This is a genomic window from Blastococcus aurantiacus, assembly GCF_900102425.1.
Taxonomy (GTDB): domain Bacteria; phylum Actinomycetota; class Actinomycetes; order Mycobacteriales; family Geodermatophilaceae; genus Blastococcus; species Blastococcus aurantiacus.
The window spans coordinates 131,574-145,213 of the sequence record NZ_FNBT01000004.1 but is presented as its reverse complement, the minus strand read 5'-3'; the positions used below and the strand labels follow the sequence as shown (position 1 = coordinate 145,213).

The 13,640-nt window shown below is 72.4% G+C and carries 15 protein-coding genes and 1 riboswitch; of the genes, 5 read left to right on the top strand and 10 right to left on the bottom strand.

Features of this window, described 5'->3' with window-relative positions:
- Positions 1–40: 40 nt before the first annotated feature.
- On the top strand, positions 41–1,006 hold the full coding sequence (locus BLS70_RS09415; protein ID WP_091766457.1) for a zinc-binding dehydrogenase: 966 nt from the start codon (positions 41–43) through the stop codon (positions 1,004–1,006).
- 75 nt (positions 1,007–1,081) lie between these two features.
- On the opposite strand, the gene BLS70_RS09410 is transcribed toward BLS70_RS09415, so the two are convergent.
- Positions 1,082–1,396 carry a DMT family transporter gene (locus BLS70_RS09410; protein ID WP_091767180.1) on the bottom strand — a complete coding sequence of 105 codons (315 nt, stop codon included), beginning with the start codon at positions 1,394–1,396 and terminating at the stop codon, positions 1,082–1,084.
- 11 nt (positions 1,397–1,407) lie between these two features.
- Positions 1,408–1,471, bottom strand: a riboswitch (guanidine-III (ykkC-III) riboswitch).
- 69 nt (positions 1,472–1,540) lie between these two features.
- Here BLS70_RS09410 and BLS70_RS09405 point away from each other — a divergent pair.
- A complete protein-coding gene (locus BLS70_RS09405; RefSeq protein ID WP_091766454.1) occupies positions 1,541–1,789 on the top strand; it encodes a sigma factor-like helix-turn-helix DNA-binding protein in 249 nt (82 codons plus the stop codon).
- Positions 1,790–1,791: 2 nt separating this feature from the next.
- Positions 1,792–2,328: a Clp protease N-terminal domain-containing protein gene (locus BLS70_RS09400; protein WP_091766451.1), complete on the top strand. Its 537-nt coding sequence runs from the start codon at positions 1,792–1,794 to the stop codon at positions 2,326–2,328.
- 12 nt (positions 2,329–2,340) lie between these two features.
- Here BLS70_RS09400 and BLS70_RS09395 read toward each other — a convergent pair whose 3' ends face one another.
- Positions 2,341–2,997, bottom strand: coding sequence for an MOSC domain-containing protein (locus BLS70_RS09395; RefSeq protein ID WP_091766448.1), 657 nt, complete (start codon positions 2,995–2,997; stop codon positions 2,341–2,343).
- Complete coding sequence (gene lepA, locus BLS70_RS09390) at positions 2,994–4,838, bottom strand: translation elongation factor 4 (protein WP_091766445.1); 1,845 nt, start codon at positions 4,836–4,838, stop codon at positions 2,994–2,996. The genes BLS70_RS09395 and lepA overlap by 4 nt, the downstream gene beginning before the upstream one ends.
- 77 nt (positions 4,839–4,915) lie before the next feature.
- Between lepA and BLS70_RS09385 the strand changes: the two genes are divergently transcribed.
- Positions 4,916–5,881 carry a phosphotransferase gene (locus BLS70_RS09385; RefSeq protein ID WP_091766442.1) on the top strand — a complete coding sequence of 322 codons (966 nt, stop codon included), beginning with the start codon at positions 4,916–4,918 and terminating at the stop codon, positions 5,879–5,881.
- A gap of 115 nt (positions 5,882–5,996) precedes the next feature.
- Positions 5,997–6,257 (top strand): 30S ribosomal protein S20, encoded by a 261-nt coding sequence (gene rpsT, locus BLS70_RS09380; protein WP_091766438.1) that lies wholly within the window; start codon positions 5,997–5,999, stop codon positions 6,255–6,257.
- A gap of 95 nt (positions 6,258–6,352) precedes the next feature.
- Here the strand turns inward: rpsT and BLS70_RS09375 are convergent, their stop codons facing one another.
- The 7 genes from BLS70_RS09375 to BLS70_RS09355 all read right to left on the bottom strand — a co-directional run bounded on the left by BLS70_RS09375 (position 6,353) and on the right by BLS70_RS09355 (position 13,597).
- On the bottom strand, positions 6,353–6,571 hold the full coding sequence (locus BLS70_RS09375) for a hypothetical protein (protein ID WP_091766435.1): 219 nt from the start codon (positions 6,569–6,571) through the stop codon (positions 6,353–6,355).
- A 176-nt stretch (positions 6,572–6,747) separates the two neighbouring features.
- Positions 6,748–7,377 carry a hypothetical protein gene (locus BLS70_RS09370; RefSeq protein ID WP_091766432.1) on the bottom strand — a complete coding sequence of 210 codons (630 nt, stop codon included), beginning with the start codon at positions 7,375–7,377 and terminating at the stop codon, positions 6,748–6,750.
- Between the two features lie 32 nt (positions 7,378–7,409).
- Complete coding sequence (locus BLS70_RS20450) at positions 7,410–8,045, bottom strand: hypothetical protein (RefSeq protein ID WP_143030380.1); 636 nt, start codon at positions 8,043–8,045, stop codon at positions 7,410–7,412.
- A 273-nt stretch (positions 8,046–8,318) separates the two neighbouring features.
- Positions 8,319–9,323 carry a DNA polymerase III subunit delta gene (gene holA, locus BLS70_RS21270; protein ID WP_255362350.1) on the bottom strand — a complete coding sequence of 335 codons (1,005 nt, stop codon included), beginning with the start codon at positions 9,321–9,323 and terminating at the stop codon, positions 8,319–8,321.
- Between the two features lie 38 nt (positions 9,324–9,361).
- Positions 9,362–11,707: a ComEC/Rec2 family competence protein gene (locus BLS70_RS09365; RefSeq protein WP_255362349.1), complete on the bottom strand. Its 2,346-nt coding sequence runs from the start codon at positions 11,705–11,707 to the stop codon at positions 9,362–9,364.
- Positions 11,704–12,540 carry a ComEA family DNA-binding protein gene (locus BLS70_RS09360; RefSeq protein ID WP_091766429.1) on the bottom strand — a complete coding sequence of 279 codons (837 nt, stop codon included), beginning with the start codon at positions 12,538–12,540 and terminating at the stop codon, positions 11,704–11,706. Before BLS70_RS09360 ends, BLS70_RS09365 begins: the two co-directional genes overlap by 4 nt.
- 160 nt (positions 12,541–12,700) lie before the next feature.
- Positions 12,701–13,597 (bottom strand): DegV family protein, encoded by an 897-nt coding sequence (locus tag BLS70_RS09355; protein WP_091766426.1) that lies wholly within the window; start codon positions 13,595–13,597, stop codon positions 12,701–12,703.
- Positions 13,598–13,640: the final 43 nt, after the last annotated feature.

The following is a 13,640-nucleotide window of genomic DNA, read 5'->3' as shown; positions in this document are numbered from 1 at the left end:
CCGCGTCGCTGGGCCGCGGCGTCTCGGTTAGCGTCCGGTCATGCTCGCTGCCTTCGTCTCGACGCCCGCCCCGAAGGACCCGCTCTCCGTCCTCGAGGTCGGTGAGCGCCCGGAGCCGGTGGTGCCCGACGGCTGGACGACCATCCAGGTCAAGGCCGTCTCCCTGAACCACCACGACCTGTTCAGCCTCCAGGGCATCGGCCTGCCGGCGGAGCGCATGCCGATGATCCTGGGCACCGACGCCGCCGGTATCGACGAGGACGGCAACGAGGTCGTCGTGCACGGCGTCATCGCCAGCCCGGGCTGGATGGGCGACGAGACGCTGGACCCCAAGCGGTCACTGCTGTCCGAGGTGCACCAGGGCTCGATGGCCGAGCGGGTCGCCGTCCCCCGCCGGAACCTGCTGCCCAAGCCGGCCGACCTGTCCTTCGCCGAGGCCGCCTGCCTGCCCACCGCGTGGCTGACCGCCTACCGGATGCTCTTCGTCCGGTCCGGCCTGCGCCCCGGGCAGACGGTGCTGGTCCAGGGCGCCAGCGGTGGTGTCGCGACGGCGCTGATCGTGCTGGGCCGCGCGGCCGGCTATCGCATCTGGGTGACCGGCCGCAGCGAGGAGAAGCGGGCCGCCGCCCTCGCCCTCGGCGCCGAGCAGGCGTTCGAGAGCGGCGCCCGGCTGCCCGAGCGGGTGGACGGCGTCATGGAGACCGTCGGCAAGGCGACCTGGAGCCACAGCATCAAGTCCCTCAGGCCCGGCGGCGTCATCGTCACCTCGGGCGCCACGACCGGGTACGACCCCGGCGCGGAGCTCAACCGGGTCTTCTTCACCCAGCTGTCGGTCATCGGCTCGACGATGGGCACCAAGGACGAGCTCGAGGCGCTCATCCGCATGTGCGCCGTCACCGGCGTCCGCCCGATCATCGACGTCGAACTGCCCCTCACCGAGGCCCGCGAGGGCTTCGCGCGCATGTCCGAGGGCCGCACCAACGGGAAGATCGTCTTCACGCTGTGAGCCCGCGGCTGCCGTACGGCCCCGTCCGGAGGCTCGCGCGAGCTTGCGAGCGGCGAGGGGGACGGGGTCCTTCCGTCAGTGCACGAGCTTGAGGCCGACGACGCAGCCGATGAGCCCCATGATCAGCAGGATCTTCGCCAGCGACACCGGCTCGGTACCGGTCGCCATCGCATACACGACGGTGAGCGAGGCCCCGATGCCGACCCACACCGCGTAGGCGGTGCCCACGGGCAGGTCACGCATCGCGTACGCCAGCCCCACCATGCTGAGCACGACTGCGACGGCGAAGACGATCGACGGGACGAGCCGGGTGAACCCGGCCGACCGCCCCAGTGCGGTCGCCCACACCGCTTCGAGCATCCCGGACACGACGAGCACGGCCCACGCCATCGAGAACTCCTCTGGCGCCGTCTTGTCGCACACCGGGTACGGCACCGCTCGTCCGGGAGCCGGGTCGGGCTCCTCTCCACCTTCTCACGCAGGGGTCGTCAACCGAGGTTGACAGTCTGGTCAGCGCAACCTAGGTTGACAGCCATGGCGGACACAGCGCAGGTGGCCTCCGCGGCCAGCAGCAAGGACCCGGCCGTCGGCCTGGCGGCGGTCCGCTCGATGCGCGTTCTCGTCGAGCGCCTGGAGGAGCTCCAGGTCGGCAACGCCCGCAACCAGGGCTGGACGTGGGAGCAGATCGCCGAGCGGCTCGGCGTCAGCAGGCAGGCCGTCCACAAGAAGCACTCACGCGGCAGGTCCTCGACCAGCAGGGCGCCGCTCCGACGGAGGGACTGACGATGTTCGAACGCTTCACGCCGGAGGCCCGGCAGGTGGTCGAGGGCGCCCAGCAGGAGGCCCGCGCCCTGCGGCACGACCGGATCGGCACCGAGCACCTGCTGCTCGCCCTGCTGACCCGGCAGGGGACGACGTCCTCCGCCGTGCTCGGCCGGCACGGCCTCACGCGCTCTGCGGTGGCCACCGACGTGGCCCGCTTCACCGGCACCGAGCTAGACGCCTCGGCACTGACCTCGATCGGCATCGACCTGGACGCCGTCCGCACCTCGGTCGAGGCCACGTTCGGCCCCGGCGCGCTGGACGACCAGGGCGACCGACGCAGGCGCACCGGGCACATCCCCTTCACGCCTCGCGCGAAGAAGGTGCTCGAGCTGTCGCTGCGCGAGGCGATCGCGCTCAAGTCGCGCAGCATCAGCGACGGCCACCTGCTGCTCGGGCTCATCCGCGAGGGCGAGGGCCTCGCGGCCAAGGTGCTGCACGACCGCGGCGTCGACCTCCCGGCCCTGCGCGACGAGGTCACCCTCGCGCTGAACTCCTGAGGACTGCCGGCCTCAGGAAGCTGCGGCGCTGCGGGCGGCGATCTTGGCGGCCATCTTCGGCTGGTCCTTCACCGGCAGGTACTGGACGGCGGGCGCCAGCTCGGGCAGCCGCGACTTCTGCGTCATCACGATCCGGAAGGCCGTCTCGACGGTGATCCCGTGGTCGGGGCGGGACACGAGCTCCACCTCGTCGCCGGCGCCGACGTCGCCGGTCTCCAGCACCCGCAGGTAGGCACCCGTCGCGCCGTGTGCGGCGAAGCGCTTGACCAGGTCAGGGACGTCCCAGAAGCGGGCGAAGTTGGCGCACGGCGTACGCCACGCCGTCACCTCGAGCAGCGCCGTCCCCACCCGCCAGCGGTCCCCCAGGACGGCATTGCGCAGATCGACGCCGGAGGTGCGCAGGTTCTCGCCGAAGCGTCCGGGCGGGAGCTCTCGGCCGAGCTCGGCGATCCAGAACTCGGCGTCCTCCTGGGCGTAGGCGTAGACCGCCTGGCCCTCGCCGCCGTGGTGCTTCTTGTTGACCTGGACGTCGCCGTCCAGACCGAGTTCGTGGACGGCGACCCGGCCGGCGACCGGCAACTTGCGAATCCCGCTGCGGTTGGGCCGCTTGTCGGGCAGTGGCAGCAGGTCCGCGCCCGAGACGCAGACCGCCTCGACCCGGCCGGTCACTTCTTCGAAGCGGTGGACTCGTTGGTGGAGAGCGCGGCCACGAAGGCCTCCTGGGGGACCTCGACGCGGCCGACCATCTTCATCCGCTTCTTGCCCTCCTTCTGCTTCTCCAGCAGCTTCCGCTTGCGGGTGATGTCACCGCCGTAGCACTTGGCGAGGACGTCCTTGCGGATGGCGCGGACCGTCTCGCGGGCGATCACCCGCGAGCCGACGGCGGCCTGGATGGGCACCTCGAACTGCTGGCGCGGGATGAGCTCGCGCAGCTTGCCGGCCATCATCACGCCGTAGCTGTAGGCCTTGTCCTTGTGCACGATCGCGCTGAACGCGTCGACCGCCTCGCCCTGCAGCAGGATGTCCACCTTCACCAGCGAGGACTCCTGCTCGCCGGCCTCCTGGTAGTCCAGGCTCGCGTAGCCGCGCGTCTTGGACTTCAGCGCGTCGAAGAAATCGAAGATGATCTCGCCCAGCGGCAGCGTGTAGCGCAGTTCGACGCGGGACTCGCTCAGGTAGTCCATGCCGCCGAGCTGGCCGCGGCGCCCCTGGCAGAGCTCCATGATCGCGCCGGTGTAGTCGCTCGGGGCGATGATCGTGGCGTTGACGATCGGCTCGTAGACGGAGTCGATCTTGCCCTCGGGCCAGTCGCTCGGGTTGGTCACCGTGATCTCGGAGCGGTCCTCCATGATCACGCGGTAGACGACGTTGGGCGCGGTGGAGATCAGGCTGATGCCGGCCTCGCGCTCGAGGCGCTCGCGGACGATCTCCAGGTGCAGCAGGCCCAGGAAGCCGACGCGGAAGCCGAAGCCCAGCGCCGCCGACGTCTCGGGCTCGTAGGTCAGCGCCGCGTCGTTGAGCAGCAGCTTGTCCAGGGCCTCGCGCAGCAGCGGGTAGTCGCTGCCGTCGATCGGGTAGAGCCCGGAGTACACCATCGGCTTCGGGTCGCGGTAGCCGCCGATCGACTCCGCGGCCGGCTTGTGCTGGAGGGTGACGGTGTCACCGACGCGCGACTGCCGGACGTCCTTCACACCGGTGATGAAGTAGCCGACCTCGCCGACGCCCAGGCTCTCGACCGGCTTGGGCTCCGGGGAGATCACGCCGATCTCGAGCAGCTCGTGCGTGGCGCCCGTCGACATCATCTTGATCTTGTCGCGGGAGGAGATCCGGCCGTCCACCACGCGCACGTAGGTGATGACGCCGCGGTAGATGTCGTAGACCGAGTCGAAGATCATCGCGCGGGCCGCGCCGTCGGCCTGACCGACCGGGGCCGGGATGCGCTCGACGATGAGGTCGAGCAGCTCGGGGACGCCGACGCCGGTCTTGCCGCTGACCCGCAGCACGTCGTCGGGCTCGCAACCGATGATGTGCGCGATCTCCGCGGCGTACCGCTCCGGCTGGGCGGCGGGGAGGTCGATCTTGTTGAGCACCGGGATGATCGTGAGGTCGTTCTCCAGCGCCAGGTACAGGTTGGCCAGCGTCTGCGCCTCGATGCCCTGGGCGGCGTCGACCAGCAGCACCGCGCCCTCGCAGGCAGCCAGCGAGCGGGACACCTCGTAGGTGAAGTCCACGTGGCCCGGGGTGTCGATCATGTCGAGCACGTACTCGGTGCCCGTGTGCGCGCCGGAGCGCGGCGTCCACGGCAGGCGGACGTTCTGCGCCTTGATGGTGATGCCGCGCTCGCGCTCGATGTCCATGCGGTCGAGGTACTGGGCGCGCATGTGACGGCCCTCGACGAGTCCGGTCACCTCGAGCATCCGGTCGGCCAGCGTCGACTTGCCATGGTCGATGTGGGCGATGATGCAGAAGTTCCGGATGAGGGCCGGGTCGGTGGCAGCAGGAGTCGTCACAGTGCTGCCATCGTCCCACGCCGCCCGGCCGGGTATTGCGATTGCCCGGAAGGACGTGCGTCCCACACCCTGCACGGGTGTCCCTACCCGGCAGTCCCCGTCTGCCCTACGACCGTCTGCCCGCCGGCTTGCGCGCGGCGATCGACGCCGTCCTGGGGTCGCCGGTCGTCGCGGTGTCGGCCCGGACCGGCGGCTTCTCCCCCGGCCCGGCGGCCGTGGTGACCAGCGCAGACGGCCGGCGAGCCTTCGTCAAAGCGGTCGGGACCCCGCTGAACCCCGACACCCCGCGACTGCTGCGCGCGGAGGCGCTCGTCATGGCCGGCCTGCCGGCGTCGCTGCCGGTCCCCCCGCTGCGGGCGCACGTCGAGTGGGCCGACGGCCCCGATGAGTGGGTCGCGCTCGCGTTCGAGGCCTTCGACGGCGACTCCGCGCCGCTGCCGTGGACGCCGCAGGCCGCCGCAGCCGTGGTGGACGGCCTCACCGAGCTGGCGCGGGCGGCGACCCCTTGTCCGGTGCCGGATCTGCCGACGCTCGGTGAGCGGGTGGACGGGCCGCTCTCGGCGTGGGCGGAGCTGGCCGCCGAGCCCCCGTCCGACCTGCACCCGTGGGAGGCCGAGAGCCTCGAGTGGCTGGGCGCGGTGCCCGACCGGCTGGCCGCAGGCGGCTGGCTGGGCGGGGACACCCTCGTGCACGGTGACCTCCGGGCCGACAACCTGCTGTTCGGGGCCGATGCTTCGGTGGCCTTCGTCGACTGGGCATGGGCGGTGCGTGGCGCCGACTGGGTCGACACGGTGCTGTTCGCCCTCGACGCCGCGACACAGGGCGGCGTCGACCCCGAGTGGCTGGTCGGCCGCTCACCGCTCGTGGCCGCGGCAGAGCCCCGCCAGGTGACCGACCTCGTGGTCGCCATGACCGGCATGTGGGCGCGCAGCATGCGACGACCGCCACCTCCGGGACTGCCCACCCTTCGGTCGTTCCAGCGGGCCTTCCACGACACCGCGCTCGCCTGGAGCATGCGACGAGTGGCCGCCGGCCTGGTGTGACCGCCACCGGTTGGGTGGACGGTGCCGGACTGGTATCTTGTGAGGCCGGTCCGCTGGGCGCTTCGTCGTGCCCCGGACGCACTGTCGAATCCCCTTAGATTTCCGAGGCTCACGCGTGGCGAACATCAAGTCCCAGCTCAAGCGGATCAAGACCAACGAGAAGGCGCGTCAGCGCAACGTCGCGGTCAAGTCCGCCCTGAAGACGGCTGTCCGGCGCGTCCGCACGGCCGCCGACTCCGGCGACGCCGCCGCCGCGGCGACCGCGCTCGCGACCGCCACGAAGGCGCTCGACAAGGCCGCCAGCAAGGGCGTCATCCACAAGAACCAGGCCGCCAACCGCAAGTCGGGTCTGGCGAAGCTCACCGCCGGTCTCTGATCCGGCGTCCCGCGTCCTCGTGACGCGGACGTGCACGAGCCCCTCCCTCGCGGGACGGGGCTCGTTCGCGTTCCGGGTCAGGTGACGGCTGCAGCTCAGCGGCCGGCGGGCACCCGGCCGCGGCCGGTCGTGGCGCGGATGTCGACGATCCGGCGCACCGCCCGCTCGAGCGCGTAGTCCGCGCTGGCCGCGACTCGCGTCTCCGACTTGGCGCTCCTGAGCAGCAACTGCCACTGGATGACCCACCGCCACTCACCCCGGTCGACCGTCGACGAGCCGGCCGAGGTCGTCGCCTCCCAGCGGTGAGTGCGCACAAGAACAGCCCGGAGCCGAAGCCCCGGACCGATCTTGTGCGTCAAGCAATGCCGCCGCCTACCTCGCTCACCCCGCCGCGCAGAGGTGGTCACAGTGAGATGTGAGCCGAGTGACGTCCACGGGTGGAACACCCGCTGAGGCCGCCATCGCTCGGGAACGGTTCGACACCGTCTGGTCAGTCGGTGGTCCCACCGTCACCGGGCGAGACCTTTTCCAGCGGGAACCGCTTACTCGGGGGGAGAACGTCCTGGATGTCAGAATCCGGGAAGGCCTGCCCATGCTCCAGTGGTTGCAGCACTCGCCCAGGCTCCCCGATCCAAAATCCTTGCGGGCTCACCGGGATGTACAAGGGCATCCCCGGCGGCCGCCCTGCCCGCTCGTCGACGATCGGAATCTCGTCGGCGGTCGGCGCTTCCACGAGGAAGTACGCCACCTGCATGTCGCGTGGAACATGGCGGGCAACCTCATTCGCGGGAAGGTTGAACGGAATGTCCATCTCGACGTGGACAACGGCCGGCTTGGCCGCTTCGGTCACCTCGTCGTCCACCCTCACCACGAACGTGACCGTTCTGAGGCCACCAACATCCCTGCCCGGAATGACGCCGGTGATCCGTCCCGTCACAACGAGCTGGGAGTACTCGGCAAGAGCCTGCGGGCTGGGCATCGGGTTGTAGTCCGTACTGATCGTCTCGAACAGCTGAGCAAAATCCTCGAGCGAACGCGATGACGAAGCGCTCTCCTCAGCGCCGGACTCGGCCTGACAAGCCACGAGCGCCCCGGCGACAAGCGCACCCAAGCTCGCCACAGCAGCTCGACCTCTGTAGCCCCCGCCGCGGATCATCCGACACATCCGCAATTGTTCAGGTGGTCAACGTGGTGCTGGTAATAGTAGTTCCAATACCAATCAGCATCTTGTGCGCCGCTCGTCATGCAGCTTCTGGGCTGCGTGTCCCTGACGTGATGCCGCAAGCCGGCGGAGTGGCCCACCTCGTGACAGGCTGTCTTGCGCGCATCGTAGTCGAAGGTGATCTTCGACCCATTCAATCGCGTGCGTGAGCTCTCGCACTCGTTCGCGCTGTTCCTTCCGAGACAGATGTTGTCGCCAAGAATCTGTTGACCCGAGTCGCTGAAATATGTGAAGCGAACGTCCGTAATGGACTCGCACGTCGGGGCATGAACCTGCGTGAAGGCGCTCTGGTCATCGAGATTGTGGATACCGTGCACAGCGCCCCAGAATTCAACTTCCGGCCAGGCGTTGACCCAGCACCAAGTATGCGTGTGATTGTCCGGCCGCACGCCGACGTAATCCCCGGCCCCTGTTCCGTACTCGTCCGCCCGAGCGGATGGAATCGCGGCCATGGAGAGCATCACGATGACGGAGACCAGCCAGAATCTTCGAGGCGTGAAGCGACCACGTGGCCCCACCCCGGTAGTCACCCCGCCTCTCGAGCGCAGTTGACCAATGCTCGACATCGACTCTTCTTTCCGTTGAGTGAGGCGCGGTGACGGGACGGTAGCGATCTGTGATCTACAGCACAAGGTCAGTACCTACGGCTTCGGAGCCTGTTGCCCCTTCTCAGCCGAAGTGGCCGGGCCGCCACTCCTTCCGCACGCCTCGGCGCCGGGCCCGCGGGGTAGTTGCCGCGCCTGATCCGGCAGCCCCCGCCGTCGTGGCGCGCACGTGCACGAGCCCCTCCCCCGCGGGACGGGGCTCGTTCGCGCTCCGGGGCCGGTGACGGCCCCAGCTCAGCGGCCGGCGGGCACCCGGCCGCGGCCGGTCGTGGCGCGGATGTCGACGATCCGGCGCACCGCCCGCTCGAGCGCGTAGTCCGCGCTGGCCGCGACTCCCTTGACGTCGGCGTTCAGCTCCGCGGTCACCGCGATCGCCTGCTGGAGTCCGTCGATGCTCCAGCCGCGCGACTGCGCCTGCGCCTTCTTGACCTTCCACGGCGGCATCTTCAGGGTGCGGGCGAGCTCGCCCGGGTTGGTGGAGCTCAGCGACGCCACCCGCGCGGCGGTGCGCACCCCGTCGGCGATCGCGTCCGCGATGAGGACGTGGGCGACCCCGCGCTGCAGCGCCCAGCGCAGCATCTCGATCGAGCCCTGCCGGTCGCCGACCAGGACCCGCTCGGCGACGGTGAAGCCGGTGACCTCGGCCTGCCCGCGGTGGAACCTCGCGACGGCGTCGCCGTCGATGGTCCCGCCGAAGTCCGACACCAGCTGGCTGGCCGCCGCAGAGAGCGCCCGCAGGTCGTTGCCGACGGCGTCGACCAGGGCGGTGAGGGCATCGGCGGTGATCCGGCCGCCGAAGGTGCGCACCTCGTTGCGGACGAAGGCCGCGCGGTCGCCGACGGAGCTGATCTTCGGGCACTCGTCGACGGCGGCGCCGGCGGCCACGAACGCCTTGACCAAAGCCTCGTTCCGCTTGCCGCCGGAGTGGACGATCACCAGCGTGATCTCCGGGTCGGGGTCCTTGGCGTAGGCGACGAGCGCGTCGGCCAGGGCCCCGGCTGACTCGTGCACCCCGGTGACGACGACCAGGCGGTGCCCGCCGAACAGCGACGGTGCGAGGACGTCGGCCAGGTGGCCGGGCGGGAGGCCCTGCGCGGCCAGCTCGTGCAGTTCGGCGTCGGGGTGGCGCTCGACCACTGCGGCCCGCACGGCGGAGACCGCACGGGACCGCAGGAGCTCCTCCTCGCCGGTCACCACCCGCAGCCGCGAGGTCGGTGGCACGGGATCGGCGGCTGGCACGTCTGCATGGTGCCACGCGGGTACGACCGGCCTCGGCGTCACGGACCAGGGCCACGGGCGGCCACACCCCACTCGTCCGCCGAGCCCACGACGGCCAGGTCGCCCTGCTGGTCGGTCCGGTGGACGCGCATGCCCGCCCGGGCCAACGTCTCCAGCAGCGTGTGGGCCGGGTGCCCGTAGGTGTTGTCCCCGCCCACGGAGATCAGCGCGGCGCGGGCACCGGTGACCGTGAGGAAGCCTGGGTCGGCGTCCGCGCTGCCGTGGTGCGGGACCTTGAGGACGTCCGCCCGCAGATCGACTCCGCTGGTCCGCAGGCGCGCCTCCGCCTCGGCCCCGAGGTCACCGGTCAGGAGGACCCGCACGCCCCGGACGGTGGCCCGCACGACCAGCGACAGGTCGTTGGCCTCCGCGCCGGCCGTGGCTCGCTCCGGCTCGGGCGCGAGGACCTCGAGCACCACCGCGCCCGCCTCCCTCCTGTCCCCCGGGAGCAGCCGGATGCGCTCTGCACCCGCCCGCCGGATGAGGGCGTCGACGGTGGGCAGGCGGTCGTCGGCCGGTGACAGTGCCCCGGTGGCGACCGTCCCGACCACGCGTCCGTCGAGCGCCCCGATCAGCCCGCCGACGTGGTCGGCGTCCAGGTGCGACAGGAGCACCAGCGGGAGGCGCTCGATCCCCAGCGCCTCCAGGCAGCGGTCGACGGCCGCTACGTCGGGGCCGGCGTCCACGAGCACGGCTTCCCCCGCGGTTCCCGTGGGCAGCACCAGGGCGTCCCCCTGTCCCACGTCGCAGGCGACGACCACGGTGTCCGGGAGCGGCCAGCCACGCACCGCCTGGCGCACCGGCCAGCCGATCAGCACCAACCCCGTCAGCGCGGCCACCGCCAACGGGCGGAGCCGCCGGAAGCGCCAGAGCACCCACCCGGCCGTGGTCAGGAGGAGCGCCAGGAGGGCAGCGCCCAGCGGGCCCGCGGGCCAGCCGGGGGCGGCGTCGGGTAGCCGTGCCGCGCGCTCGGCGACCAGGACCAACCAGCGCGTCGGCCAGCCGGCGCACCACACCAGAAGGTCGCCCGCCGGCGTGGACACCGAGCCCGCGATCGTGGCCAGGAGGCCGAGGACCGTCGCCGGTGCCACCGCCGGGGCGGCGAGCAGATTGGCCGGCAGTGACACGAGGCTGACCGTTGCCGAGAGCGCCGCGACCAGGGGCGCCGTCGCCAGGCCCGCGGCCGCGCTCACCGCGAGGGCATCCGCCACCAGCGGCGGCCAGCCGCGCTCCCGCAACCGGCGCGACCACGTCGGCGCGAGCAGGACGATGGCCGCGGTGGCGATCACCGAGAGCGCGAAACCGGGATCCCAGGCCAGCCCCGGGTCGAGGTGCAGCAGGACGCACACGGCCGTGGCCAGGGCCGGCACCGCCACCCGCGCCCGACCCGACGCCAGTGCCAGCAGGGTCACCGCACCCATGGCCGCCGCCCTCAGGACGCTGGGCTCGGGGCGGGCGAGGACGACGAAGCAGACGAGCGCGAGCGCGGCGACGGCCGCCTGGACGCGCCGGTCGACCGCCCGTCGGCGCAACGGCCAGAGGACCGCAGCGATAACGATCGCGACGTTGGCGCCGGACACCGCCGTCAGGTGGGACAGCCCGGCCCGCCGGAAGTCCTCCACGAGCACGGGGTCCATGCCTCGCGTGTCGCCGACCACGAGCCCCGGCAGTAGCCCGGCCGGACGCTCATCGAGCCTCCGGGCAGCTGCCTCGGCCAGGCCATCGCGCAGCCCGCCGGCGATCCGCTGCCAGGCGTCGGGGCGCCCCACGACGGATGGCGGCCCGCGCGCCGAGAGCACCGCCACCACGTCGTCGCCGGACCGGGGTGGCGCGGCGACGACCCGCGCCCGCACCGGCTGGCCGGGCAGGAGCCGGCGCCACCCTTCTTCGGGCGCGAAGAGCAGCACCGCCGCGTCCAGGCGCCGGACGTGCTCCTCCTCGTGCAGGGCGGTCACGGTGGCGTCCGCGACGATCCTGGGCCGCCCGCTGCCGGTGAGGAGGTGCGGGTCGCCGTCCAGCCGCAGGTCCACCTCGACCGCCCGGTGCGCGTCGGCCGGTCCCCTCAGCGGGGATGCCTCCCGTGCCGCGCCCCGGACGGCCGACGTACCGCACGTGACCGCCACGGCGGCGAGCACGGCGAGGAGCACCGTCGCCGCGACCGTGCGCCGGCGACGCAGGCACGCCGCCGCGCAGAGGGCCGCCACCGCTCCGGCGGCCAGCAGCCACGGTGCGAGGAAGGGAGCCGTCAGGCTGACCGCCCACACGGCGCCCGCCGCCGGGACCAGCCGGAGGTCCAGCCACTGCCAACGACCGTCCGGGGACGCCGTCCGGTCGTCCGACCTCACACGGTCACCAGCTCGGCCAGCTCCGCGAAGATCGTGGGGCCGATGCCGGGGACGTCGTCGAGCTGGTCGACGTTGCGAAAGGGGCCCTGCTCGTCGCGATGGGCGACGATCCGCTGAGCGAGGACCGGTCCGATGCCCGGCAGGGCGTCGAGCTCCTGCACCGTCGCGCTGTTCAGGTCGACCACCCCGCCGCCACCTGCGGTGGCGCCGGCCGATGGCACCGGAGAGCTCCCGCCCACGCCGGGCACCCCGACGGCGATCTGCTGGCCGTCGGTGACGAGCGCGGCCAGGTTGACCGAGGCCGGATCGGTTCCCGGCAGCAGTCCGCCGGCCGCCTCGACGGCATCGGCCACCCGTGAGCCGATGGGCACCGTGACCAGTCCCGGGCGCGCGACCAGCCCCACCACGGCGACCACCACGGGGGTGGCCGTACCGGCCGCCTCCCCTACCGCGGGAGAGTCCGTCGGCGTGGCCGGCGCGGCGCTCCCGGACGGCGGTGCCGGCACGGGCTCGACCCGTGGCCGGTCGAGCCAGGTCCACGCGACCAGGACCAGGGCGGCGAGCGGACCGGCGATCCAGAGCGCCCGGGCGCCCCGGCGCCCCGGGTCCCACCGGACTTCCTGCCCGGGAGCACGATGCCGCCCCATTCCTTCGGGCCGGTCGCCGGCGCCGTCGACGCGGTCATCGACGTCCTCGCCGCCCGCGTCGCGTGCGGGAGCGAGGTCCTCCTCGCCGGGCACCCAGCCGCCGCGGGCACCCTCGTCGAGCAGCGCCCGCAACCGGGCACGGATGACGTCGGAGTCGTCGGCGGAACGGCGAGGGGTGTGGCGCACCCCGCGGACGCTAGGAAGACCCCGCACCACCCGGCGGCGGCCGCACTCATCTGTGGACGGGAGCCCCGCCTGTGGACGCTCCCGCCGATCAGTCGGCCGGAGCCGTCATGGTCCTGCCATGCCGCCTCTCATCGCCGCAGTCCGGGACTGGCGGAGCCGATCATGGCTTCGGAGTGGTTTCCTCACCGGGCTCGGGCGCCTCCCGGGTGTCCGGCGCCGGGGCGACGACCACGCCGACCGCGCCCGGTCCGACGTGCGCCCCGATGGCGGCACCCAACTCGCTCACGTGCATCTCCACGAGGGAGGGCACCTTGTCACGGAGTTCGGCGGCCAGGCGCTCCGCCTTCTCCGGAGCGGCGAGGTGGTGCACCGCGAGGGACACCGGCGCACCGCCGACCTCGTCGACGACCCGCTGCACCAGGCGGTTGAGGGCGCGCGCCGACGTCCGCACCTTCTCCAGTGGCACCACGCGGCCGTCGAGCACGTGCAGCACGGGCTTCACCGCGAGCGCCGAACCCAGGAGCGCGGCCGCCGGTCCGATCCGACCGCCCCGGCGCAGGTGCTCCAGCGTGTCGACGACGAAGAACGTCCGGGTGGCGGCGGCCGTGCGCCGGGCCGCTTCGGCGACCGCGGCGGCATCCGCACCCGCAGAAGCAGCCCGGGCGGCGGCCAGCACCGCGAAGCCGTTGCCCATCGCCGCGGAGCGGGAGTCGACCACGGTGACGATGTGCTCGCCGACCTGCGAGGCGGCCAGGCGCGCGGCGTCCCAGGTCCCCGACAGCTCCGCGGAGAGATGGATGGACACCAGCCGGTCCGCCCCCGCGTCGAGCAGGCGCCGGTAGGCCGCCACGAAGTCGCCGGGCGTGGGGCGGGAGGTGGAGACGCGCCCGCCGCGGGTCCCCAGCACCCGCGCGACGTCGGCGGGGCCGATGGACTCGCCCTCGGTCCCGGAGTGGCCGGCCAGCACCACGTACAGCGGGACCACGTCGATGCCGTAGCGCTCGAGGACGTCCGGCGGCAGGTAGGCCGTCGAATCGGTCACGACGGCAACGGGCACGCGGCGAGATTAGCTGGCCCGGGATCGTGTCCCGGTACTCGTA